The sequence below is a fragment of the Niabella drilacis genome, assembly GCF_900101395.1.
GTDB lineage: Bacteria > Bacteroidota > Bacteroidia > Chitinophagales > Chitinophagaceae > Niabella > Niabella drilacis.
Genome location: NZ_FMZO01000001.1, coordinates 149,414 through 173,805, shown reverse-complemented (window position 1 = coordinate 173,805; position 24,392 = coordinate 149,414). Strand labels below are relative to the sequence as shown.

16 protein-coding genes are annotated in these 24,392 nt (G+C 50.4%); all 16 read right to left on the bottom strand.

Features of this window, described 5'->3' with window-relative positions; translation table 11 throughout:
• Positions 1-35: 35 nt before the first annotated feature.
• Positions 36-1,568 (bottom strand): sialate O-acetylesterase, encoded by a 1,533-nt coding sequence (locus BLS44_RS00735; RefSeq protein WP_090388124.1) that lies wholly within the window; start codon positions 1,566-1,568, stop codon positions 36-38.
• A gap of 214 nt (positions 1,569-1,782) precedes the next feature.
• Complete coding sequence (locus BLS44_RS00730) at positions 1,783-3,567, bottom strand: alpha-L-fucosidase (RefSeq protein WP_090388123.1); 1,785 nt, start codon at positions 3,565-3,567, stop codon at positions 1,783-1,785.
• Positions 3,568-3,651: 84 nt separating this feature from the next.
• Positions 3,652-4,917: an SGNH/GDSL hydrolase family protein gene (locus BLS44_RS00725; protein ID WP_090388122.1), complete on the bottom strand. Its 1,266-nt coding sequence runs from the start codon at positions 4,915-4,917 to the stop codon at positions 3,652-3,654.
• Between the two features lie 113 nt (positions 4,918-5,030).
• Positions 5,031-5,540: a hypothetical protein gene (locus tag BLS44_RS00720; protein ID WP_090388121.1), complete on the bottom strand. Its 510-nt coding sequence runs from the start codon at positions 5,538-5,540 to the stop codon at positions 5,031-5,033.
• A gap of 3 nt (positions 5,541-5,543) precedes the next feature.
• Complete coding sequence (locus tag BLS44_RS00715; protein ID WP_090388580.1) at positions 5,544-7,193, bottom strand: RagB/SusD family nutrient uptake outer membrane protein; 1,650 nt, start codon at positions 7,191-7,193, stop codon at positions 5,544-5,546.
• Between the two features lie 186 nt (positions 7,194-7,379).
• Positions 7,380-10,748, bottom strand: a complete 3,369-nt coding sequence (locus BLS44_RS00710) for a SusC/RagA family TonB-linked outer membrane protein (RefSeq protein WP_218127672.1) — start codon at positions 10,746-10,748, stop codon at positions 7,380-7,382.
• Between the two features lie 208 nt (positions 10,749-10,956).
• Positions 10,957-11,985 (bottom strand): FecR family protein, encoded by a 1,029-nt coding sequence (locus BLS44_RS00705; RefSeq protein WP_090388120.1) that lies wholly within the window; start codon positions 11,983-11,985, stop codon positions 10,957-10,959.
• 90 nt (positions 11,986-12,075) lie between these two features.
• The gene (locus tag BLS44_RS00700; protein WP_176954267.1) at positions 12,076-12,648 is read right to left on the bottom strand and encodes a sigma-70 family RNA polymerase sigma factor; all 573 of its coding nucleotides are present in this window, start codon (positions 12,646-12,648) and stop codon (positions 12,076-12,078) included.
• 29 nt (positions 12,649-12,677) lie between these two features.
• Entirely contained in the window at positions 12,678-14,270 is a 1,593-nt protein-coding gene (locus tag BLS44_RS00695; RefSeq protein WP_090388118.1) for a hypothetical protein, read from the bottom strand.
• 218 nt (positions 14,271-14,488) lie between these two features.
• Entirely contained in the window at positions 14,489-15,913 is a 1,425-nt protein-coding gene (locus tag BLS44_RS00690; RefSeq protein ID WP_090388117.1) for an alpha-L-fucosidase, read from the bottom strand.
• A 165-nt stretch (positions 15,914-16,078) separates the two neighbouring features.
• Positions 16,079-17,452 (bottom strand): polysaccharide lyase 6 family protein, encoded by a 1,374-nt coding sequence (locus BLS44_RS00685; protein WP_090388116.1) that lies wholly within the window; start codon positions 17,450-17,452, stop codon positions 16,079-16,081.
• A gap of 34 nt (positions 17,453-17,486) precedes the next feature.
• On the bottom strand, positions 17,487-17,609 hold the full coding sequence (locus BLS44_RS27000) for a hypothetical protein (protein WP_262492836.1): 123 nt from the start codon (positions 17,607-17,609) through the stop codon (positions 17,487-17,489).
• A gap of 140 nt (positions 17,610-17,749) precedes the next feature.
• Positions 17,750-18,943, bottom strand: coding sequence for a glycoside hydrolase family 88 protein (locus BLS44_RS00680; protein WP_090388115.1), 1,194 nt, complete (start codon positions 18,941-18,943; stop codon positions 17,750-17,752).
• 49 nt (positions 18,944-18,992) lie between these two features.
• A complete protein-coding gene (locus BLS44_RS00675; protein ID WP_090388578.1) occupies positions 18,993-20,867 on the bottom strand; it encodes an alpha-L-fucosidase in 1,875 nt (624 codons plus the stop codon).
• Positions 20,868-20,940: 73 nt separating this feature from the next.
• A complete protein-coding gene (locus BLS44_RS00670) occupies positions 20,941-22,110 on the bottom strand; it encodes an alginate lyase family protein (protein WP_090388114.1) in 1,170 nt (389 codons plus the stop codon).
• 97 nt (positions 22,111-22,207) lie between these two features.
• Positions 22,208-24,355 carry a glycoside hydrolase family 31 protein gene (locus BLS44_RS00665; RefSeq protein ID WP_090388113.1) on the bottom strand — a complete coding sequence of 716 codons (2,148 nt, stop codon included), beginning with the start codon at positions 24,353-24,355 and terminating at the stop codon, positions 22,208-22,210.
• Positions 24,356-24,392: the final 37 nt, after the last annotated feature.

The window sequence follows — 24,392 nt, the reverse complement described above, 5'->3', positions numbered from 1 at the left end:
GACTTTAAATTCGAGATGTGTCCGCTAAAACAGGATCAGTTCTTATTAAAGGTTGCTCCGGGCCAGTCGTCCGTACGAAAGGGCGATGCGGGCAATCCTGCTTTATTATACAACACGGCATGGGGAACCCTGCTCCAGCCAAACCGGACGGCAACGGGTTTGGCGACAGCATCGCTTTTTACCACAACGGTGTTTCCTTCTATTACGGCTGTTGCGGGAACAAACTGCCGGTCAGTGCCCGCAATGGTAAACCCGGTCAGTAAGCCATCTTTTGCAACCAGTCCGCCATCAGCAAACGAAAACCGGACCCGCATTTTATTTCCCTCCTGCCGGGCCGATTCATAAAGCGGACCGGAATAAACCAGGTTCTTTTTCCCATAGTTTTTTGCCAGGGCCCACAAGGCAAGCCGGTGCCCCACTACTGCTTTATTCCGCGGATGGATATTTAACGAATCACCGGCATCAGTGATCACGGCCATACCCGTACCCGCTACTGTTTTATAGGTTAGTAACTGGGCTTCCCGGATCTCGGGGTTTTGCTGGTAATGTGGTGCGATCTGCACAAAATAAAAGGGGAAGTCCGCTTTCCATTCCTTTCTCCAGCTACGGATCATGGCCGGGAACAACTGGCGGTACTGGTAGGCCCTGCCGGCATTGGATTCGCCCTGGTACCAGATCACCCCTTTCAGGGTAAACGGGATGAGGGGATGGATCATAGCGTTGTACAATTTCGTAGGCGATTTGGAATTTTGCTCGGGCTCCAGCGGACGCGCGGGCTTTTTACGGAGCCTTTCCGGGTGTGTTGCCGAATCTTTCAGCCATTGATCCCGTTCCTGCCCGTACTTCGCCAGTTCTTCCGGGTATGTTTTTACGGCTGTTTCGTAACGATCAAGTATCCGGCGAAACTCCCTGCCGGTATCCAGTACTTCTTTTCGTGTCCAGGACTCTGCGGGTGTTCCGCCCCAGGACGAGTGGATCAATCCCACGGGCACCCCGGTTGCTTCCCTGATCTCTTTGCCAAAATAATAAGCAACCGCAGAAAACGTGGCTGCAGTTTCCGGTGTGGTGGGCGCCCAGCTGCCCTGCAGATCCGGCCGCGGTGTTCCGGCCACTTCCTGTTGTACGGTAAAGAGCCGCAGGCGGGGATCTGAAGCTTTTGCCACTTCTTCTTCGTAGCCGGTTACCCCGGTGCGCCAGGCCTTTTGCTTGGCCAGCGGGAATTCCATATTCGACTGCCCGGAGCAAAGCCACACTTCGCCCAGTAATACATCATTAATTTCAATGACGTTTGTTCCGTTAAAACGGATCGTGTACGGGCCACCGGCCGCGATGGTCTTTACATGCGCTATCCAGCGCCCGTCCATACCGGCCATTACGGTTACCGGTTGCCGGTTCCAGCTGCATTGGATCCTAATACGCTCCCCCGGGGTTGCCCAGCCCCATAATGCTACCGTCGTCCTTTGCTGTAGTACCATGTGATCGGCAATCACCGCAGGCAATTTTACTGCAGCATTTATGCTACCGCTGACAAGTAAGAATGACAGGCAACAAATACATTTCCATTTCATTTATTATCTCATTTAATGGTTCGGCCCTATGGGTCCCGGTTCCTGTTAATACCGGGTGCTATCAGATATTGCGTTCCTGCAGCGCTTATGATAAGCGTTCATATATCTTATCCCGCATTATTATTGCGCTTTCAATATTTTCTTCCTGCGGTACTTTTCAACAGCATTCCTCCGCTACAAACGCTCCTGTGTACAATCATTAAGGAAGCTCATGCTATTTCAGCGGCTCTGCAATAATGCCCTTTAGTTTAAACAACTCCTTTCCCTGCCGGCAGGGGCTGATGGTGATGGTATATACGCCGGCCTTCTGTACTGTGAAAATTGTGACCGGGTGTTTGATAAACAACAGCGGGGCCGATTTATCAAATTCAGAAGTCCTCAATGTACGGAACATATAGGTTTTGCCATCCACCTCCAGGCGTCCTTCCTGTTTGGCGCTTTCCTGCGGACAGGCATACTCCAGGACCAGCTTATAATCTCCCGGCTCTGTAACCCGCACTGTAAATGAAACGGCATCCTCAGGGGCCCTCATACCGGTAATACAGGTCGTGTGCTTCCAGTCGCCAAAGTAATGACTATAGGTCAGCGACTCCACACGGGCCTGTCCTTTTACGGCTGCAAAAACTGCATTCACCGGGTTAACGGCGTATTGGGCAGAAACTGTAACGGGAGCCGTTGCATTATAAGCCGGAGTTGTACCGCTGTATTCCACTACCACAACCTTGTCGGGTGTATGCTCACTCCGCAGGGCTGTGGTATTCACAACCAGGTCGCTGCCGTTCTGGTTATAAGAAAGCACTTTTTTATCCGTTAAGGCGTATACCCGGGTTACCCTGTTGGCAAAGCCCGGCACCAGTAACTGCCCGTTCCCCGGCTGTTCCCAAATATGGAGAAAAAGTCTGCCTGGTTTTGCAGTGGTTACCCCCCAGGGTTGCGCCGGTATCCAGCCGGCAGTGGAGGCATAAATACTTTCCCCGTTTTTCTGAAGCCATGCACCGGTCTCCTTCAGGTACTTTATAGAATAATAGGGAATATTCCCTTTGCCGTCCGGGCCCACATTCAGCATCAGGTTGCCGCCTTTGGAAGCCACGTTAGACAGGAGCCGGATGATCTCATGCGATGATTTAAAATTCATATCATGCGCGATATACCCCCAGGAATCATTATGTGTGTAGATCGATTCCCAGGCACCTTCAATGGGTACCGGCGGCACTTCCGAATCACCAAAATCCTTGTAGTCCCCCAGCCCCTGCCCTACCCGGCTGCTAAACAGGCTTTGCGGCTGCAATACCCGCAGTTCATCAATAAAGGCCTGCGTTTGTTCCCTGGTCATACCTCCGGGCGTATCGAACCAAACGATCCCGAGCGGGCCATAATTGGTCAGCAGTTCCTTCAGTTGCGGTATGGCTTTTTGACGATAGTATTGCTGGTAGTCTTTTTTCGACTCATCAAAATCCCAGGTATTCCTTCCGCCGTTGGGCTCATACCAATCCTGGAACTGGGAATAGTAGAATCCGAATTGTATCCCTCTTTTTCTTGTTGCTGCGGCCAGGGCTTTCATGGGATCCTTTTTGTAGGGCGTTGCATCCACAATATCGAAGTCCGTTACTTTCGAGTCAAACATAGAAAAGCCTTCATGATGCTTGGCTGTGATCACCATGTATTTGATACCCGCATCCTTTGCCAGTTGCGCCCATTCATCGGCATTAAAATTTACCGGGTTGAAGCTTTCGGCCACTTTGCGATAGCGGCTCACCGGTATCTTTGCCTGGTTCATAATCCATTCCCCGCTGCCATAGTAGTTTTTCCCGTCCCAGGTGCCGGCCAGCCGGGAATACAATCCCCAATGAATAAACAGCCCGAACTTTGCCTCTCTGAACCACCGGATATTGGAATGTTGCTTCGCGGATGACGACTGATCCCACATCTCTTCCATGCCCTGCTGCGCCACACAGCAAAGGGACATACACCAAACCAATGCAACTAAAATAAACTTCATCTCTCTTTTTATTAAATCCATTTGCTGTTTTATCCCCGTAGCGCCGGTCTCCGTATTCCGATAGGCCCCGGCAAGAGTGCAGACTTATTGCTCATTTACCAAAAAATATACGATCCTGGCCGCATTGCCCCGCGACCGCTGATTATGCTGATCCGCAATCGAGATCTTCAGTTGGTGCTTTCCTTCTTTCAGCCCGTCGCCAAGCAACAGGTACCAGGGTAAATGTAGCCCACTGCTCCATTGCGTATACAGATCGAGCGACTGCTCCGGCCCGTTATCAACGGAATAGCGGATCACACCGGCATCCGGACCGGAAACGACCGCAATACCCACGGCCGTGCCCCGGAACGAAAGCGTTACAGCCGCCCCGGGAGTTACCCCCTCAAGCACCGGGACCTTCACAAAGCCCGGTCTTGTGCCTGCATTGTCGGCCGGCGTCCAGGAAGCAGACCATACAAACCCTTTTTCAATAGCAGCATTTTTCACCGGGATGTATCGCCCACCGGCATAGTTAAGCGGGTCTAAAGGCCGGGGTATTTTTTTTGTCCTCAGCGCCCGCGGCGCCCTGCCTTTCAGCTGCATTTGCAACAGGGTCTTTATGGTATTAAAATACAGTTCCTGCCCAAAAAGTGAAGGATGCAGGTCCTTAAAATCGCCTGCCCAGGTAAATTCTTTGTGCGCTATCCGCTGATATACTTCCTCTGCCAGGTTAATGAACGGCAAACCGTAATAGCGGGCCAGTGTATCGTGCAATTTAATTTCAGCAGGAACCTTCCCTGCTGCATAATCAGCAAGCTTAAACTCATCGGCAAAACCCATCAGCACGATATTCATACCCGGGTTACCCGTCAGCGCATGACGAATAATCCCCTCTAAGGCGCGGCGCTGTTGTATTGCAGGAGTCCCGTTCACATAGTCATTCACCGCCGACTCGATAAACAGCAGATCCACCGGCCCCTGGTCCAACACATCTTTCTGAAACCGGAAGGCATGAGGCAGGCTGCCCAGCGACGGAATACCGGCATTCAGAAAGCGGAAATGCACCTGGGGATACTGCTCCGCCAGATAGCGCTCTACCTTATTGCGCCAGCCCGTCATATTGGTGATGGATCCCCCCAGGAAAGCAACGGTTACTTCTTTTTTATTACTGACCCGGAACCATAGATTATCCAGCGTTCCATAAGCATGGATAAACGATTCTGCCGGCAACGGCTGCAACGCGTTCAGCGTATTTCTTTGAACATAACTTTGCTTAGGTTCCGTGATACCCCGGGCGGCCGCGAACAGCCCTGTACTCAGTGCTAAAAACAGCACCCCTGAAACCACGCATCTCCTGATCGTTGCTCTCATGTTTTTGTATTTTAACAAACTTCCTGCTAAAATACAAATTCCACCGCACCGGCTATCCTCAGATTTAGCTAACTATTCAGCTATATATTCCCGATCCGTTCCCGGAACGCCGTTTATTGTATCACCAGGGGTCTTTTATGCGCAGTAGAAAAGGTATCTACCACATACTGGCTGGTACTGTCGCCTATCAGATTGATCACCGCGCGTCGCGTACCCGGCGTGCTGTTATTCAGCAGCCGGATATAGATCGTATCCTTGGTCTGTTTTGCCTGGGGGAACAGGATCGAGAATCTACCGTCTACAGGCTGCAGCACGTTTCCCTGCCGGTCCACCACATTAAAATCCTGCCCCAGCACCGCAGGATTGGCGATCCCGGAGGTTTCCACGCGATAGTACGTTTTTGCATCATAGCTCCGGGTAAAGCCGGAATAAAACTGTATGGGCAGTTTAAGTAATGCGGTCTGCGACCGGTTTACCCTTACCGTATCATTCGTATTGGGATAATAGACCACATAGTAATGGTGTTCTAATTCCGCCAGCCCTTTGGGATAATCCTTTTTTTCACAGGAGGCACCTGCAAACAACAGCAGGAATGCCAGGTATATATATTTTACTGATTTCATGGCTTATTTCCAATTAGGATTTTGTTTTACATTATTCTTGCTCAGCGCAATTTCGTTCAGCGGTACGGGATACAGGTAATCACGATCCGGCCGGAAGGCTCTTGATGAAGCCGGCTCCACTACCAGGATCTTATCCGCATTCAGATTAAGCGTATTGGGATTGGTGCCGATCCATTCCGCCGCAAAGAATTTACCGCCCAGCAGTTCTTTGGGGAGCACGGTTTCTGCAGTTTTCCAGCGGATGAGGTCATCGTACCGGAATCCTTCGAGGGCCAGCTCCACTGCCCGCTCCCTGCGGATCTCTTCCCGCATGTCCAGGTGGTTGGCCGTAACAAAGGCATTCGTAAGCTTTACCGGCATACCAACCCTTGCTCTTAAAAGATTGATCGTGTTGTTAAGATCCTCATCACTGATAGCCTCCGCCAGTTCATATTTTGCTTCGGCATAGATCAGCAGCACTTCTGCGTAGCGGATAAGCAGGCGGTCTACCGTGGCCCTTTGCGAAAGATCGTCGGCATTGGTGTACCCTTTCTTGGAACCATACGAGGTTCTGCCCCCGATGCTGATGGAGGGGATCCAGGGCCGGCCATAGGAATTTTCGCCCATTGCAAATACCGTCGCCGCCAGGCGGGGATCCCTGTTCTGCAAAACTGTATTGTAAGATGTTTCATTGGCCTCGGGCACAAAATAAGCAGACCGGCTGGCCGCAGGTGTGTTATCCGTATTGAAGGCCGGAAGCCCATCTGTATACAGGTACATGCGGATCATATTCCGCGTAATGGCATTGGCGCCGTTGGCCAGTGCCCTTGAATTGCTGTGTGTCAAAATGGGATTGGCGGCACTTTCGCCATAAACTTTTACAAAAATATTCTCCTTATTCGCAGGTCCGTCCGAAACCTCTTTAAACAGGTTCTCGTAGCTGGCATACAGCCCGTGGCCCTGCCCCATTACGTTAGCTGCCGCCTCTGTAGCTGCCTGCAGATGCTCCTGCCAGCCCCCCTGGCCGTGAAACTTCAGCCGGGTTCCCTCATACAATGCGGCCCTTGCCTTTAACGCCCACGCCGCGCTCTTGGTTACCCGTCCATACTCTGCCGCCGGAAGGGCCGCTACAGCCGGTAACCAGGCGGCAGCAAAATCCAGGTCGTCGTATATTTGTTTTATCACTTCCGTGCGCGGTGTACGCGGCATCAATAATTCAGGAGAATTATAGTCAAGAGTTTTCAGCAACAAAGGCACATCTCCATATTTCTGTAAAAGATTCAGGTATGCATAGGCCCTGAAAAACCGGGCTTCTCCAAAATAGCGGTTACGGATCGTTTCCGATACATTTGCCCGCTGTCCTTTTTCAAGAATGTTGTTGGCCGTAAATATTTCTTTATACCGGTCGCTCCAGTCCCCGCTCGTTGCCGGTACTTCCCGCGTTCCGTTGCTGATCGTATTAATGGCGATTGCCACGCTCTCGTCCGAGCGGGTATCATTCCAGTTCGGCGCCAGTTGCTGGTAAAGCCTGTTTGCCGCATACATCAGGTCGCTTTGTGTATTCCAAAAATCCCCATCGGAAAAGATGGCCTCCGGCTTTCTGTCTATGGAGCACCCTGCCAGTGTAAGCGCTGCCAGGAACCAGAGGAGCATCCTGTTTATATTCTTTTTCATCTGTATATTTTTTATTTGTCCCGCCGGGCGAGACGATTTTATTGTCCCCCGCGCCGCCCCGAATGTTTCGGGGGTCCTGTGGGCCGGGATTCTCATGGAGTTTCGCATAAAAAAACCGTCATCCTTCCGGGTAGGAAAACGAATATTTTTCATGCTTCATTTCATATTATTTCTCAGTCAAAATTTTTATAAAGATAGATTCACCCCAAAGGCAACGGTCCGGTAAAAAGGATACGTAACCGCACCAACCCCATTGCCCACTTCCGGATCAAATACGCTCAGCACTTTGGTTGTTTCCCAAAGGTCCTGTCCGGATACATAAACCCTGAGGTCCTGGAAGACGCGCTTCTTTACCGGGATATTATACCCGATCTGCAAATTCTTCAGCCGCAGGTAATTCCCGTTCTGTGCCCATTTATCGGATGGCAGGTAATTGAAGGATGCAGACTGGTACATCCGGGGGAAATAAGCATCCCGGTTATCGGGCGTCCAGTGATCCATATGGATGGTCCAGGGCATATTGGACGTAGCCACGAACGGCGCCATCGTGTTGACATCTATTAAGAATTTGCGCTGAAGCACCCCCTGGAAGAACACCGAAAAATCGATCCTTTTCCAGTTCAGTCCCAGGTTAAACCCGTAACTATAGCGGGCATTGGCTGTTCCCAGGTATACAAGATCTCCATGATTTTCGGGGGTAGCATCTCCTACATTTATCTGGTTATCGCCATTCAGATCCAGGTATTTTACATCCCCGGGGCCCGATTTAACAGGAAACCCGCCGGGGTGCTGGATCTTGGCGCGGTAAGCATCTGCTTCCTCCTGCGACTGGAAGTACCCGTCTGTCCGGTAGCCCCAAACCGTATTGAGCGGATACCCCTCCAGCAAGGGAGTGATGCCTCCCTGTGACGAAGCATTGGTATTGATCACGTTTCTTCCGTCATATTTCAGGAGCTTGTTCTGGTTGTCCGAAAAATTGGCACCCACTGTATAACCCAGGTTGCCCACGCGGTCCCTCCATTTCAACTCCAGCTCATACCCCCAGCTTTTAAGCTCGCCCACGTTAAAAGAAGGAAGATCGATGCCGATGATGCTGGGCAGGTTTAACGAGGCTAGCATATTTTTATTCTTTTTTACATAGTAATCACCCGAAACAGAAAGTCTGTTCCGCAACAAACCGATATCTACCCCGATATTGGATTGCTGTACGGTTTCCCAGGTAACCTGCGGGGATGCCAGTACCGACTGGTAAAAGTATTGGGTACGGGTATTGTTAAACACCAGGTTATTATTCGTACTTAAACCGCTTGTGAGTAAAGGGATATAAGGATAGAGGCCCAATGGCGAACCATTACCCAGTTGCCCCCAGGAAGCCCGCAGCTTCAGTTCATTCAAACCGGGCAGGGCATTTCTGACAAAGTCCTCCTGGCTGATTCTCCAGGCTGCGGAAAAGGAGGGGAACAATTGCCACCGGTTGCCCGGGGCCAGGCGCGAGCTGCCATCGTACCTGTAGGATGCTTCCAATAAGTATTTATCCCTGAACCCGTAGTTCAGTCTTCCAAATGCAGAAGCCATCGCCCAGGTCTCTATTACCTGGCTCGACTTTACGCTCAGCGGATCTCCATAATTGATGCTGAAGGCATCGTTATTGATCATATTCTGGGCGGAGGCATTCAGGCGATCGTTCCGGAACTCTTCATAAGAAGCGCCCTGCATGATCTTGAACTGGTGATCACCGTTCAGGTTGAAGGCATAGGTAAGATAACTTTGCAGGTTGTTTTGAAAGCCCCTTGCTTTGTTCACCTCTATGGAGTTGGGCACATTTAAACTAAAGCGCACCGTATTCCGGGATCTGCCGTACCAGTACAGGCTCCTGTTATGCGCCTCCCTGGTATAGGAGCTCTGGTTCCTCCAGCCAATTACATCCAGGGTAAGCCCTTTTACTACATTCTTTATCTGAACATTGAGCCTGCCTGTTAAGTTTTCCAGGTTGCTTCTCTGGATCCCCGCGTTTTTTTCGATGTCGACCGGGTTCACCTGCAGGTCGCCGTTATAGGGCTGGCCGGTTGTATCTTCCTGAGGGGTGTACAATCCCTGCCGGGTCCGGCTCCTGTAAATACGGTCAATGATATTATCCGTGCCATTGGAGTTCTCGTCTACAATATTGCTTACATATCCCAGGTTCACCTTCAGGCTTACGTATTTGTTAAGCTCCGCGTTAATATTGGCTTTCAGGTTATACCGGTAGTTATTATCCGGGCCATAGCGGAGCACGCCATCTCTTGTATAAAAGCTTCCCATAAGGATGTAGCTCAATTTATCCGTTCCGCCGCTTACAGAAAGGGCATGGTTTTGCATATGGTTTACTTTATCCATGCCTTCCCTGATCCAATCGGTATTTCCAAAATACTCCCACCGGTCGGTAGTCGGGTTGGGCCGGTACCAAAAGTTAGGATTACGCAGCCACTCCCTTTGTTCGTCGTTAAATTCCGCAGAACCGGTGGCATTGAGCCGCGATTCGTCGATCAGCGTTTGCTCGTCCCAGGAATTCAAACGCTGCGGCATCCGGGCACTTATATTTAAGCCATAATAGCTGTTTAATGATACTTTCGTTTTTCCGGCAGCGGCCCTTTTTGTGGTGATCAGCACTACCCCGGCTGCCGCCCGGGCACCATAAATTGCAGAAGCGGAAGCGTCTTTTAATACCGATATGGTCTCCACTTCGTTGGGGTCTACAAGGTTAATATCCTGTTCTACCCCATCTACCAGCACCAACGCATCAGCACTGTTGGCAGAGGAAAAGCCCCGGATGCGGATGCCCAGTCCTTCGGCGCCCGGTTTACCGCTTGAACGTAAAACCGTTAAGCCCGGAACCACTCCCTGTAAGGCGCCGGTAACGTTGGGCGCCGGGCGGTTGATCAGGTCTTTACCGCCTACCTGGGCCACAGCCCCGCTTAAATTGATCTTTTTCTGCGTGCCATACCCTACTACTACCACTTCGGTAAGCTTTGATTCGTTTTTTTCCAGTGCAATGGTCTCCGGCAGGTTACTTACCGGCAGCTCCCTGGTGGTATACCCCACAATGGAGAGCACCAAAACAGACTGGGCATCTTTTACCTTAATGGAGAAGCTGCCATCCCCACGGGTAACCGTACCATTGGTGGTTCCTTTTTCCACAATATTCACGCCCATCAACGGAGCACCGTTTTCATCAGTTATCGTTCCTCTTACCTGCAGATCTGCCGGTCCGGATTCGTTACCGATGATCACGATGAGTCCCTGGTTCATCCGTTTATAGGCAAAGGAAGTATGCCGCAACAGTTGCTGCATCAGGTCGTCAATAGTGGCATTCCGGGCCCAAACATCAACCCGCTGACTGCTGAGTGCCACACTATCGCTGTAAACAAAGCGGTAATCGTATTTCTGTTCGATCCCCTTTAAGACAGCAGTAATAGCAATATTGGTCTGCTTTAAATTGATCCTCCCCTGGGAAAAAGTATTGATAGCAATCGCCTGGCTGGAAGTCAGCAGGACGATAAAGACGACAAGCTTCATTATCAACAGGTATTTGATAATTAATTGCACCCGATCGCACATGACAGGGCAATCTTTAATTTTCATATTTTTGTAATGATTAAAGTGATGGAATATTGCTGTCCAGGCAATGATTACTGTCCTTATCCGGCGGGAAATGTTGCAAGCATTTTCCGCCTTCTTTTTTTGATATCAGGTTTCTTTTCTCATATGGGATCGTTTTGAAAGGTTATTTATAAAGCAATACATTATTCTTATCAATTTCATACTGTATACCTGCCGCAAGCCGGAAGGATTCCAGTACTTCAGAAAGACTTTCATCCTGGAAAGTACCACTAAGCCGGCGGTTCAGAAGCACCGTATCCTTTACCCGTATGGTACACCCGTAGTACCGGTCCAGTGATTTTACAATTGTTTCCAGCCGCTCCTGGTTAAAAACCAACCGGTTCTTCAGCCACCGGGTTTCGGGGGCCGCTGCCTCCAGCGAATCGTAGTTCACTTTGATCACGGCAATTTCCGGGAGGTCTTTTTCTCCCGCAGAGGCAGGCATCGTGCTGCGGACAACGACTTTCTCCATGGGTTTCAGCAGGATCTTCCCCGTTCCTTTCCGTTTGAAAGCCACCTCAACCGCCCCCTCCATCAATGTTGCCTGCGCGTTCGTTTCGTCCTTATAAGAGCGTACATTGAAAGCGGTACCCACCGCCTTTATATCCATTAGCTGCGTATGTACAATAAACGGGTGCACTTTGTCTTTTGCTACTTCAAAATACGCTTCCCCCGATAAGTAAACCGACCTGGTTTTGGCGCCAAATTCATGATCATAGGTCAGCCGGGTATCGGCATTGACCCAAACCTTACTGCCGTCGGGCAATATAAGGTTGGTACGGGACCCTTTGCTGGTGGCAATCACATTTGCCGCTTTCCGCGATTGCCGCGGAGGGTTCATTAAAACATAGAACAATGCACCCGTTATGAGTATAAAAAACACAGCTGCAGCCGCCATCCACCGCCCTGGTATCATCCGGCTGCGCTTTTCCGACTGACGGATCTTTTTCTTTAAACGGTCCAAACCCGCCGCTTCCCCGCCCATCTCCCTGTTAAACAGCGGATCCGCACCGGAAAACAGTTTTAGCGACTGCAGGATACCGGCATACGATCCGTTCTCCGCCAGGGCCTCATTGAGCTCCTTTTGCTCCAACAGCGTTATTTCGCCGCTTTCCTTTTTCCGTATTAGTTCAACAAACCGGGTCCGTTCCATAAAACTGCACTTATGGGTAAAGAGTACCCGGAGGGGAAAAACCCTTAGTCGTCTTAAAAAAAAATCAGAAAATTTTATCGGGGGTATATTCTATGAGGTCTTCGAGAATCCCAAAGGTTTATCCATCAGTTCCAGGCATTCCACGATCCGGCCGTAAGCCAGCCGCATATGGGCTTCCACCGTCTTTACCGAAATCTCCAGCAGGCTTGCTACGTCTTTATACCGGAGACCCTCTTCTTTGATCAGCCGGAAAACCAGGCGACATTTATAAGGGAGTCCGTTGATCGCCGTTTCCAGCAGCTGCCGGGCTTCTTTGGCTATAATGCCGGTTTCAGGCCCTTCATGGGCCAATGTTATATATTCCCCCTCTTCGGACGAAAGCGGCGCTATACGCTTCCGGGATTTCAAATAATGAACAGCATTGTTTTTCAAAGCACGGTAAAGATAATTAGCCGGATGTCCGATTCCGGCGAGGTTTTTCCGGTTCGCCCAGATGCTTGCAAAAAGGTCCTGTACCAGGTCCAGCGCCACATCCTTATCCCCCACCAGGGCTGCGGCATAGGCACGCATCCCGGGTAAAAAATGAAGATATAATTGTTCAAAAGATCCGTAATGATCCTGTTCCGCAACTTCCGCAAGCCATCCTTTTATCTTCTCATGCATCCCGGCTGACATTTACAACAAAGGTCTATTTAATATTTTACCTGGACAAGAGCAAATTGCCCGTCTTCATATCCTATATTTTTGAGCGCCTTTTGCCCCATCCGTTCCTGCAGCTGCCCCAGGTATAAACTCCCGGGGGCAACTGCAATGCCCTGTGCATCAAACACACCTTCGCGGAGCAGTGGTTCTTTATTAAAGGGCATCGCCCGCTGTTGCCTTTCTCCTGTTGATCCGATCACCCAGTTATATGCGCCCGGCGGCTGCTGGTTCAGATAAGATTTTGCCCGGCAGTTCCATGCTACGGCCCAGCCGATGGCCCAGCCATGCCCGGATCCCATTTCACCGCGGTTCATAAAATCAATGCCGCCATCCGGCACTTCACAGGCATCCACCAGCAGGCCGGTAGCCCAACGCTGGTGTGGCTGAACCCAGCCATTGCCGGTAAACCGGCAATGCAACAGCACGATGGGGCCGCTCACTTTGGCCCCTGTTGCCAGGAAGAAGACATTATCGCCCCGGATGGTACAGCGGTTGAATAACAGCTGGGCCCCGTCGGCAGACAGGTCCGCCGGTTTGGCCGATCCTTTGGTAGGTACCGTATGCCGGATATCAAGGTCTGTAACCGTGATCTGCTTCCCGCCAACGCCTACACTGTTCACCGTATTCCGGATCTGTACGCAGCGGATCCAGCCATTGGTTAAACCGCGCGTCCGAATGGCCGAATGATGCGCCTGGCTGATGGTCACCGGTTGTTCCGGCGCATCGATCTCCAGGTACTCTATACCCGCGTTTTGAACCCCACCTGTTTTTACGATCTTTTGTATCGTAGCGCCGGGTTTTATAAGCGCCGCATCGTAATTGTCCGTAAGGGGCACATCAACAATGATGCGGTTTCCCTTTATGGTTTTGATGGTCCGTTCAACCGATAGTTCGCCGGTGATCCAGGTTTGTTTTTTCCCGTCGCGTACCAGGGTATCCATTCCCATAAACCGTACCCATTCCGGGGTGATCGGTTTTGTGATCAGCACCAGGTCACCCGCTGTAAATGCGGTGGCATCAGCCACGGTGAACCGGTCCGTACCCGATGGGATATAGGCATCCGTGATCCGCACTTTGCCACCGGCTGTCTTCGTTTGAACCGGGGCTTCCAGGCGGATAGCCACATGTGGCGCCCCCGTCATCTGTATTTTGGTTGCAGTTCCGCTGCCCCGTAATACAATGCCGCTGCTGTGAATGGTAATGGGCTGCGCACACGAGAATTCCCCTGGAGCCAGCACTACGGCTCCCCTGAAACCATCTGTCTGCGGCAGTTTCGCCACCGAATCAATTGCGTTCTGAATGTTGGGGGTATTGTCTCCGGCAACCGGTTTCACCCTCACTACCTCTTTTACCTCCGGCAGTTTTATCCCTCCGCCTTTATAACCTGCATAAGAAAAATCCATGATCCGGTCGCCCCTTGAAGTGGTTGCATACTCCAGTTGCCCCCCGGCATTTACATGTACCCAACGGCTTTCATTGTTGTTGCGGCCGGCCGGCCCCGTTTTTTGTGCTGCTGCAGTACCTGTCAACAGCATCAGCGCCAGCAATGTGCCGGCGCCCTTTTGACGAATATCATTTTGCATTGCAATAGTTCACTGTTTTTATACCGGGCGTTTATTTTATCGGTTGGCGTATGATCCCTTCCTGGCAGCTGCAATAAAACCGCAGGACCACTCCGCATCGCGGTGTGAAATTAACCGCAAAGAACACACAAAGACTTACAAAGCCATTGTTCATGATCACGATACTTCACTGCTCCACCCCACCGTCACGTAAAACGCAACCCCTTCTCCGCCTGAAATTAATCCAGCTCGCCCGTCTTCATCTTCTTACCGCCCTTCGTATTTACATTGACAACCCGGCCTTTTACCTGCAGCCGGATCACCGAAGCAATAGCATCCGGGGCCGCTGCCGGCAGGTCGATCACCACCGTTCCTTTTTGATTACGGGCTTTTACCATTTTGTTACCGGCCAGCTGTACCGCGCTGATCACTTTATTGGAAAGGCCCGGCACCACCAGCTTTCCATCCTTCGGCCAGTCAAATACAAACAGGTTCAGTACGGTATTGCCGCCGGCCGGCTTCATGGTGCATCTCCCCCAGGACAAATCCTGCAACGGGCTGGCATGTGTAGCGTACACGGCGCTGCTGTTCACTTTCATCCATTTGCCGATCTGGGCCAGGCGCTCAATGCTTTCCTCGGGTACCGATCCATCATCCTTTGGGCCGATGTTCAGCAGGTAGTTGCCGCCCTTGGAAGCAATGTCTACCAGGTTGCGGATCAGGGTCTCCGTTGGTTTCCAGTTATGGTCCCAGCTCTTATACCCCCAGCTGCCGTTCATGGTCATACAGGTTTCCCAGTCCTGCCCGTCCAGCTCCGCCTGTGTGGGGATCTTTTGTTCCGGTGTTTTAGTATCCCCCGGAAAGTTCGGACGCTTTAACCGGTCGTTGGTAATGATATTGGGCTGCAATTTCAATGCATCCTGCAGTTGCTGTGCCGCCTCATCGGTCATATTGGTGGGTGTATCCCACCACAATACAGCGATATCGCCATAGTTGGATAAAATCTCTTTTACCTGCGGCACCGATACATCCTTAATATACTGGTCAAAGGTTTTTGTTTCCTGCGCCGGATCCCAATGGCCTTTATGTGCCAGGGTATAGGCATCGATCTTTGCAGAGTCCGGGTTGGCCCAGCCCTCCCGCATTTCCTTACGCGCAGCCGATCCGCCCGGGTTATTCCAGTCCTGTGCCTGGGAATAATAAAAGCCCAGCTTTATCCCGTATTTGCGACAGGCCTCTGCCAGTGGTTTTAAAAGGTCCTTACCATAAACCGTGGCATCCGCCACATTCCATTTACTGGCATTGGATTTAAACAACGCAAACCCATCGTGATGCTTGGATGTAATGATGATATATTTCATCCCTGCATCCTTCGCCATTTTTACCCAGGCATCCGGATCATACTTTACCGGGTTAAAAGATTTGGCACGTTCCTGGTACTCGGCTACCGGTATCTTACTGCGATTCATGATCCACTCCGCACCACCTCTTGCCTGCTGATGGCCGTGATATACACCGCCCCATTGCGCATACACGCCCCAGTGAATGAACATTCCAAAACGGGCTTCCCGCCACCATTTCATGCGGGTATCCTTGTCTGCCTGCTGGCCATTTGCCATGCCTGTAAGCAGGCATATAAATAGTACAATTCCGATTCTTTTCATATCTGTTTTATATATGGTTCTTTTTTTATGTTACCGGCTTCAGGGCTACCATCAGCACCGGTTGTGTCACTCCCTTCATCCTCCGGTAATGCTATTCAGCTACCGCTTCCGACGGAGCGCTGTTTGTTACAGTATCGTTATACACGGCGTTCCGCAGCGCGTTGTTTATTTTGCCAGCGCCCCTACCTCATCCGCCTTTAATGCGTGTGCCGTTGCGGTTGCCGTGCTGTACTGATCGGCACCGGTATCCCATTTCCCGTTACGGGGCTGGCCGTCCATGTCTACTGCCTGAACGGGATACCCTTCCCCGCCTGCTCCGATCGCCGGGCTGCCTTTATCCAATCTCCAGATACCATTTGTTCCTTTTACCAGTTTGGGATCTAATACGCGGCAGCCTGATTCCGGCATATCCCCCGCCCCTTTCGTATCAAAAATAATATTTCCCTTCCACTGTGGTGACGTATAAGGTCCGGCAATGGATGCAGCTACATCCCCACCCCGGATGATATTACAGACAATGGCAATGGCCGTGGCGCCCAATCCGTTCTTCCTTCCCGGTTGTTCAATATTCTTCTTATTGTTCACCATTGTATTAAACGCGATCAGCACCCGGTCGGGCCGGTCATGCTCGGTAAGGGCGGCCCCATCCGCTACCTCTCCTCCGCCGTTCCCTACAGTAATGGCCGGGTTACAGTTTTCAAAATAATTACTGAAGATCTGGTGATCATCTCCAAAAATGCGGATCCCCGGTGTATTGAAAAAATAATTACCATACACCGTGCACTTATTTCCATGCCGTAAGGTGAACTGCGCCGGGCAATCGCGGATGGTATTGTAGCGCAGTGTTACACCCGATGCCTTTACGGAGATCAGTTCATTTTCGCCATGACATTTTTCAAACAGGTTATACTCCACGATGCTGTTGCTGGTAGACAAACTAAATCCGCTTAAACCAAACTGGAAGGTTTCGGCACCGTTGGCACCACCCTGGTCCGGAAAATTGTAAAAATAATTGTGATGGATGTGCAGGCGTTCTGCAATCTGTTTGCCTTCTCCGCGTATGGCCAGGATCCGTCCCATTTCGGTTTTATTCTGGAACGTATTGTAGTCTATTTCATGATCACTTCCTGCAATGGTCAGGTATTCTCCTTTGCCCGGCGTTTCAAAAACATTGTGTGTCCAGCGGCAAAAGCGGGTACCGGCTCCGGAGCGCGCTTTTGACGCCGCATGGGTAAATTTAAACCCTTCAATGACGATCCAGGTGGCAGGTCGTTGGATGCTGATACCGCCAGCGCCGCTTATTTCCGCACCACCGGTACTTTCTGCGCGGATGGTTATCGGCTTTTGCTTTGTTCCCTGTTGTACAATCTTAATATCCTGGGCCGCTTTATAAACGCCGTTTTTCAGAACGATCACATCGCCGGGAACTGCATTATCAATCGCTTTCTGCAGCTCATCAACGGAGGCAACAGTGATCGTTCCGGCCATCGCCTTCATCAAGAACTGCAGGAATAAAACCGCAAGTATATATTTTTTCATCTGTATCTTTTTAAACCGATTTGTTCATTCCATACTACATGCAAAAACAAACAACAGCAGCCCCATAATGATGTTGCCCGTTTTCTTTAAATTTTTCATATGCCCATACATTAAAGTTGACCAGATCGCCGGAAGCCGTTCCGGCTATATATTTCATAACAAATAACCTATTTTATTGCACAAAAAGAGTGCGATAAATTTGCTTTCTGCTCAACGATTTTAACCTGTTCTTCAGATGATCCTTTTCCGGATACCAGATCGCACAATCTTATGGCTGCGGAGGATACCGGGGGGCTATCAGAACAACCCCTTTCCCATGCGAAGCTTTTTTGCCCGTTGCAACGCCTCCAGGTAATAATAGTCGGCATAACTCAGCGGTTCATCTACTTCGGTATTGGTGAGTTTTGTGCCCGTACTGTGCAACAGTAAAAAACCGCTTGCAGTGCCAAGGGGAGCCCGGTAACTTTTTGTAAGACTGCCCACAATCCTGTCTGCCGCTGTCCGGTACTTTTTGGCATTTTTACTATACGTGCTCAGCTCATACAGGGCCGATGCAATCACCGCAGCAGCCGAAGCATCCCTGGGTTCATCGGGAATGCCGGGTGCATTAAAATCCCAATAAGGAACACCGTCTTTGGGCAGGTTGGGATGATTGAGAATAAAGCCGGCAATATGCTCCGCCATCTGAAGGTATTTTATATCCTTTGTTTCCCTGTAACACAGCGTATAGCCATACAATCCCCAGGATTGCCCGCGCGACCACGCTGATTCATTGGCATAGCCCTGGTGTGTTGTTTTTTTATTGATCTTACCGGTAAGGGTATCATAATCCACCACGTGGTAAGAGCTGTAGTCCGGGCGAAAATGATTTTTCATCGTTTGGTCTGCATGACTTACTGCAACCTGGTACAGCGACCGGTCGCCGGAAAGCTTGTACGCTTCAAATAACAATTCCAGGTTCATCATATTGTCGATGATCACCGGAAAATCCCATTTATTCTTGCTATGATCCCATGAACGCAGCACACCGGCAACCGGGTTGAACCGTTTACTCAGGGTTTTTGCTGCCTGGATGATCACCTCTTTATAATGCGGGTCTTTTGTAAGGCGGTACCCGTTTCCAAAACTGCAATATACTTTAAACCCCATATCGTGCGTGGTGCCATTGGTTTTCTCCTGTTCTATATCCGCTGTAAAACTGCGCGCTGTTGTTTCCCATTTCTTATTTCCCGATAGCTCATACAGGTACCAGAGCTCGCCGGGAAAGAAACCACTGGTCCAGTCGCGGGAAGCCACCAGTTTCAGTTTCCCGTCTTCCAGCGTTCTTGGCGACACGCCCTTCTTGTCCGTTTGCTTTGCTGTGGCAATCTCCCGCAGCATCACAGCTGTTTGCTGCTCCGCATCTTTTACCACACCGGCTATATTTGTATTTTGCGCAAAGCCTTTTAATGCGCCGGCAATAAAGGCAATGAGGATTACTGTCTTCTTCATGTTTACAAATGAATGGCTCATAAAGAGCTTTTTTAATGTTTTTGTAATGCTATCTATGTTGCCCCGGCAAGACCAACTGCACTTCGAGCAACTTCATCAGTTCCGTACCGGAAATCGCTTCCGGGCTTAACACAAGCGTATTCACGCCCCGCTTCAGCTCCAGCTTACCAATTTTTTCGGTAACAACTCCGCCCTTTGCCTGCTGCACTTTTCCTTCAATTGAAGCGGTATTATTCAGCAATAATTTATAATTACCGTCACATTCCTTCCCGGTTACATATTTAATCACCACATCATATTGCCGGGCTTCCATCGTACGTATATTCCATACCAGTTGCTGTGCTGCCGACTTCCAGCCTTCTACATAATAACGGCCGGCCTTTCCATCTCCAAAGCCAAATCCTTTTCCCTCTAACTGCGCATCAAAAGCCAGCAGGCGTGTTACCGGAATATTGGGCGCCACAAAGAATACGCGATCCGTGCCGGGTTGGTCCTTTAATTCCAGTACTATTACCGTGTTGGCCACATCTGCCGTAACACCCGATAAGTCGATCTGCAGGTCATCCCGCCCGATGCGCTTTGTTTTTACTATCTTTTTGCCGGATAATGTATAAGCTTTGCTGATGGCAGATTGTAACCCGCCTACATATAGTTTCCGGTCGGCGGGAAAATCAAATATATGCAGGTATATTTTATTGCCCCGCAGGGTGCTTACCCCCCAGTTCTGCAAAGGCAGCGGGCTTTCTGCAACATTGTAAATACTTTCACTATTTTGTTTTACCCAGTTGCCGATGCCTTTCAAAATAGCAAGATCTTTTGTATCGATCGTCCCATCGCCCTTCGGGCCAATATTCATCAGCAGGTTGCCGCCGCGCGCTGCCGCCTTTGCCAGCAATTGTATAAAAAAGGGAACGGATTTATGACTGTTATCATACCGGGAATAGCCATAGCTTTCGTTTGTTGTAGGGATCGCCTCCCAGTCGCCCGTGGCCGGTGGAAACTCAGCAGGGCGGTCAGCTGTATTCAAATAGTCACCGTAATTACGTTCTGTGTTCCGTGCCAGCCTGCCGTTCACCACTACATCAGGATCGGTTTCCCGTATCGTCTTTAAAATGCGCAGGTTCTCGGAGAAGGGCAGTTTATGCGGGGTATCGAACCAGAGAATATCCGGATGGTATCTGGTCAGCAGTTCTTTTATCTGTGGTATGGCTTTTTCATTTACGTATTGCACTGCTTTTGGCAGGAGTTCCGGATGATGATCAAACCAGTCGCGACCCCCAAACAGGTTCTTATCGCCACCAGGGTTCTTGTATTCCCAGTCATTACCCGGAGCATCCGGATGTTCCCAGTCAAATGCATGCGAATAATAAAACCCGAATTTGATACCATATTTTTTGCAGGCGGCCGACAATTCCGCCAGGGGGTCCCGCTTAAACGGGGTTTGATCATGGATGTTAAAATCCGATACCGAAGAAGGATACATGGCAAAGCCATCATGATGCTTGGCGGTAATGATCATATAGCGCATACCGGCATCGCGGGCCGCCCGGGCCCATTCATCGGCATTAAACAGAACCGGGTTAAACCCGTGCGCCAGCTCCAGGTACTCGCTGCGGGGGATCTTTTTCACACGCATCAGGTGCTCTGCATAGCCCCCTACTTTTTGTCCTTTCCACTCGCCGCCGGGCAGGGAATAAACACCCCAGTGGATGAACATCCCGAATTTCGCCTGCCGCCACCACGCAATGCGCTCTTCATGCGTTTTCATGGACTGCTTCCACCAGCCAGTCACCGCTTCTTGAACGGCCTGCTGATCCCGCTCCTGCCCTTTATTGTACATATCCCTGTCTTCATCTCCCGCTACCTGTGCGGTGGCCGTAACAACACCGGCACCCAGCAATAAACCTAAAAACAAACGTTTCATACTATAAGGATCTTGCCCCATCGGGGTTGCTTTATTTTCTTTATTCAATATATACCGTTCACAACAAATATGTTTACCGGCCCATCCAGATCAGCGGGTTTCTTACCGGCAGGTTCCGGATCACTTCTTCCGTTTCCGGCGCATGATCCAGCTTTTTCCAGGTATCAAACCAATCCTTCTTTTTAAAAAAGGCAGCGCCAAACACCAGGGCCGGCTGGGCAACGGGCCAATTGTTCCAGTACATTACATCCTGTTTATACGGCCACTTATTTTTATCGGCGATAAAGGGGTAAAGAAAGGCAATCCCCTTCTTTATAGAGCGACCGTCCGGAGTCTGATAGTTCCAGAGATCATCCGATTTTGTTGACAGTACCTGGCAGATCGTGGTCATGGCATCCAGGTTAAATAAGGAGTAGCCATAGGGTTTGGTACGGGCCAGCTCTTTGGGGAAACTTCCGTCCGGCGCCATCTGGTTGGGCAGCAGCACAGTTTTATACCGGTTACTGCAAAATTGCATCAGTTCCCTGTTCCCCGTAAACTTTGCAAAAACCGCCACCTGCATTACCCAGCAGGTACCATGATTATTGGCCGCGTTCATTTCATCCCTGCCATAAGGATGGGTGGTCAACCATTGCAAGAAAGCAGCAAACCATTTTTTTGTTGCGGTCAATACTTCCGGGTCTATTGCAGCATCTCTTTCCATTACCGACAGCCCCTGTACGACTTCCATTAACTGAATGGCATCGATGATGCCGATACCACGGCCCGTGGCCCGGCCTTTTATGGCCTGGGCATACAGCAGGTTCGGGTTCATCAACGTGGCAGTATCTGCAAACCAGGCCTTGCAATGTACCAGCAGCTGCTTTACATACTTTTGCTGCGGACTGATGCGGTAAGCCGAGGCCAGGGCGCCTGCGATCCGGCTGAAGCGGATCATCGCATGCCGGTGCGCCACAAAATTATCCGGATTTGTTTGCCCGTCTTTTTGAATATACGGACTATCTACATTAGCCGGATTGGGCCACCAGTAATCGCCCTCACTGTAAAAATCATGTATTCCGCCGGCACTGCGGGATGCCCGGTGTGCCGTTACCGTCTCCGGACGTTGCTGCATGGCCCAGGCCGCTTTTTCCAGCACCTGCTTTTTTAAAACGGCTTTTACCTGTGCCAGATCCTGGGCATAAAGCTGCTGCACAGTTGCTGCTGCAAACGATATGGTAAAATATAAGAATATGGTTTTCATTTCCAAAAATTTATCCCGGGAAACGTGGGATACCCCAATGCTTCTCCCCTTTTACAGACGTACCTTTACACCTTCCTGCCTTTGCGGTCCATAACTGCTACTTTTCCGTCATAAACCTCCACGTGATCTTACCGTATGATTGGACCTCTTTTTTATGCGGGGGTTCAATACTTCCTTTTAATTTTCCTTTGGTATCTTTTTCGATGCGGATGGTTCTCCAGTCGTAGTTCCCTTTTTCATAACCGAAGGTTTCCCCGTCATCATCATACAACCGGTAGCTGCCGGGCTTTTCGCCATATACCCGGATCTCCAGGTCTGTTTTTTCACCTGCTTTTGGGGCATGCAGCAGTGGTGGCATCATAGGGATGATACCGCCATCCTTTACATATACCGGGATCTTATCCAGCCCGGGTGTAACGGTAATCACTTCCCCATCGCCGGCATAGGCCCCGGTATAAAAATCGTACCAGCGCCCTTGGGGCAATATGATCTTTCTTGAGGTTTGCCCGGTAAACAGCGGTGCCACCAGCAGGTATTCACCAGCCATATACTGGTCCTTTACCTCTTTGCTTACGGCTTCCAGGTAAGGATTATCTTCCAGGTTGTTCTTTACAGAGCTGCCGGCGTTCACCTGGTTCACCTGGTAGCCCGGTTCGAGGCTCATTCCCCTGAACACCGGTGTACCTTCGAAATGATATTTGGCAAATTCCGAATACCAGTAAGGCATCATCCGCATACGCAGCAAAGCCAGCTCTTTGATCTGCGCAGCTACCTCGGGATAGGACCAGGGTTTGGTGCCGCTGGACCAGGCGTTGATCATGGCCATGGGCGAAAAGATCACCGTCTGGAAACGGCGCAGCCATTCTTCCGCCGTTTTTGAAGCACGTACTTCAGGGGTCCATAAAACGCCGATATACCCGCTGTTGATCAGGGCCGTGATGAAGTCTTCGTGGTTGTAATAATCATTGTACAACACATACGGGTAACTATTGGCGCCGGCATTGGACGCCCGCACCAGACCGTAGGTACGCTGGTTTTTATTTTTAAACAGATCGATACTGTTTTTCATGGCCAGTACGCCATAGGTCTGACGCATCTGCTCTCCCGAAAGTCCGGACGGGAACCTGGCTACGTCCGGCCACAGGTAATAATCATATCCGTCTACTTCATCGATCTTATACCCGCTTACGCCGATATCCACCTGGTCTTTTTTTAATTGTCCAAAGAAAATATCGCGTGCTTTGGGAATGGTAAAATCCGGCACTTCGCCCACCCAAACGGTATGCGATCCGGTATAGGGCGTGATGTCTTTATAAAAAGAAGCCGATTTGGATACATAGGGATTGATCCAAAGGTTCAGACGGATCCGCCTCTCCAGCATTTCTTTTACAAAAGCCGGGGGATCCGGGTACCGTGTTTTATCCCATTCGAAGGTGCCGGGATAAGAACGGCTTTGCCAGCCGGGTTCCAGCCCGATAAAATCGAGCGGATAGCCTTTTACAGAAAAAGAGTCCGCTTCCTGTTTGACTTCATCTGCCGTGAACAGCGATCGCACCCGTTGTGTAAAACCCAGTCCCCATCGCGGCGGCAGCGTGCCGCCTCCGTTAAACAGGTTGTAGCGACGTACTGCATCGAGCGCCGTTGGGCCTGCAAAAACATAAACTTCCGTACCCGGCGCCGGTACCAGCAATTCTACCGCATCCGAATACGGCCTGGAGCTCCAGCTTTTGTCGGTATTCCGGTCCTTCTCCACCGGCGGATGCTTACTGTCTTTGCGCACGCCCGATCCGGCATATACGCTGATATACCGCGCCGCATTTACAAACACACCATAACCTCTCGATGAAACATAAAAAGGTACCGGTGCATGCGTACGCCCGTTATCCTTTCCGCCGTAGTGATCCACATGCAGCTGCAATATTTTACCGCGCTGATGCACCGTCTGAAAATTCAGGCCGAAGCCAAACAATTGCTCTTCCTTTTCAAGAGGGAACCGCAGGTAGGTCTTCCCATCAGAAACCGTTCCGGAAATATCAGCCTTTGAAAAAGGGAAATCCTGCTCGCTCATTTTCTTCAGCCCCGGGGCCGGTGTGGCGCCGGCGGCCTTTAAAAGATCATAGGCCTCCGGCCTGCCTACAACGCCTTTCCACACACCCGGGGCTACCGGCTGCCATATGACTTGCTGGGCGCCTGCCTTGCTTAGCACAAGGAGTAGAAAAAACGTCAGAATATTTTTATAGACCATTGTTAAATTTCAATCAATACTATAATACTTATGCCTT

Bases quoted from the DNA above. Each gene is read 5' to 3' on its own strand.
- BLS44_RS00735 (WP_090388124.1), bottom strand. From the start codon at position 1,568: ATGAAATGGAAATGTATTTGTTGCCTGTCATTCTTACTTGTCAGCGGT.
- BLS44_RS00730 (WP_090388123.1), bottom strand. From the start codon at position 3,567: ATGAAGTTTATTTTAGTTGCATTGGTTTGGTGTATGTCCCTTTGCTGT.
- BLS44_RS00725 (WP_090388122.1), bottom strand. From the start codon at position 4,917: ATGAGAGCAACGATCAGGAGATGCGTGGTTTCAGGGGTGCTGTTTTTA.
- BLS44_RS00720 (WP_090388121.1), bottom strand. From the start codon at position 5,540: ATGAAATCAGTAAAATATATATACCTGGCATTCCTGCTGTTGTTTGCA.
- BLS44_RS00715 (WP_090388580.1), bottom strand. From the start codon at position 7,193: ATGAAAAAGAATATAAACAGGATGCTCCTCTGGTTCCTGGCAGCGCTT.
- BLS44_RS00710 (WP_218127672.1), bottom strand. From the start codon at position 10,748: ATGAAGCTTGTCGTCTTTATCGTCCTGCTGACTTCCAGCCAGGCGATT.
- BLS44_RS00705 (WP_090388120.1), bottom strand. From the start codon at position 11,985: ATGGAACGGACCCGGTTTGTTGAACTAATACGGAAAAAGGAAAGCGGC.
- BLS44_RS00700 (WP_176954267.1), bottom strand. From the start codon at position 12,648: ATGCATGAGAAGATAAAAGGATGGCTTGCGGAAGTTGCGGAACAGGAT.
- BLS44_RS00695 (WP_090388118.1), bottom strand. From the start codon at position 14,270: ATGCAAAATGATATTCGTCAAAAGGGCGCCGGCACATTGCTGGCGCTG.
- BLS44_RS00690 (WP_090388117.1), bottom strand. From the start codon at position 15,913: ATGAAAAGAATCGGAATTGTACTATTTATATGCCTGCTTACAGGCATG.
- BLS44_RS00685 (WP_090388116.1), bottom strand. From the start codon at position 17,452: ATGAAAAAATATATACTTGCGGTTTTATTCCTGCAGTTCTTGATGAAG.
- BLS44_RS27000 (WP_262492836.1), bottom strand. From the start codon at position 17,609: ATGAAATATATAGCCGGAACGGCTTCCGGCGATCTGGTCAACTTTAAT.
- BLS44_RS00680 (WP_090388115.1), bottom strand. From the start codon at position 18,943: ATGAAGAAGACAGTAATCCTCATTGCCTTTATTGCCGGCGCATTAAAA.
- BLS44_RS00675 (WP_090388578.1), bottom strand. From the start codon at position 20,867: ATGAAACGTTTGTTTTTAGGTTTATTGCTGGGTGCCGGTGTTGTTACG.
- BLS44_RS00670 (WP_090388114.1), bottom strand. From the start codon at position 22,110: ATGAAAACCATATTCTTATATTTTACCATATCGTTTGCAGCAGCAACT.
- BLS44_RS00665 (WP_090388113.1), bottom strand. From the start codon at position 24,355: ATGGTCTATAAAAATATTCTGACGTTTTTTCTACTCCTTGTGCTAAGC.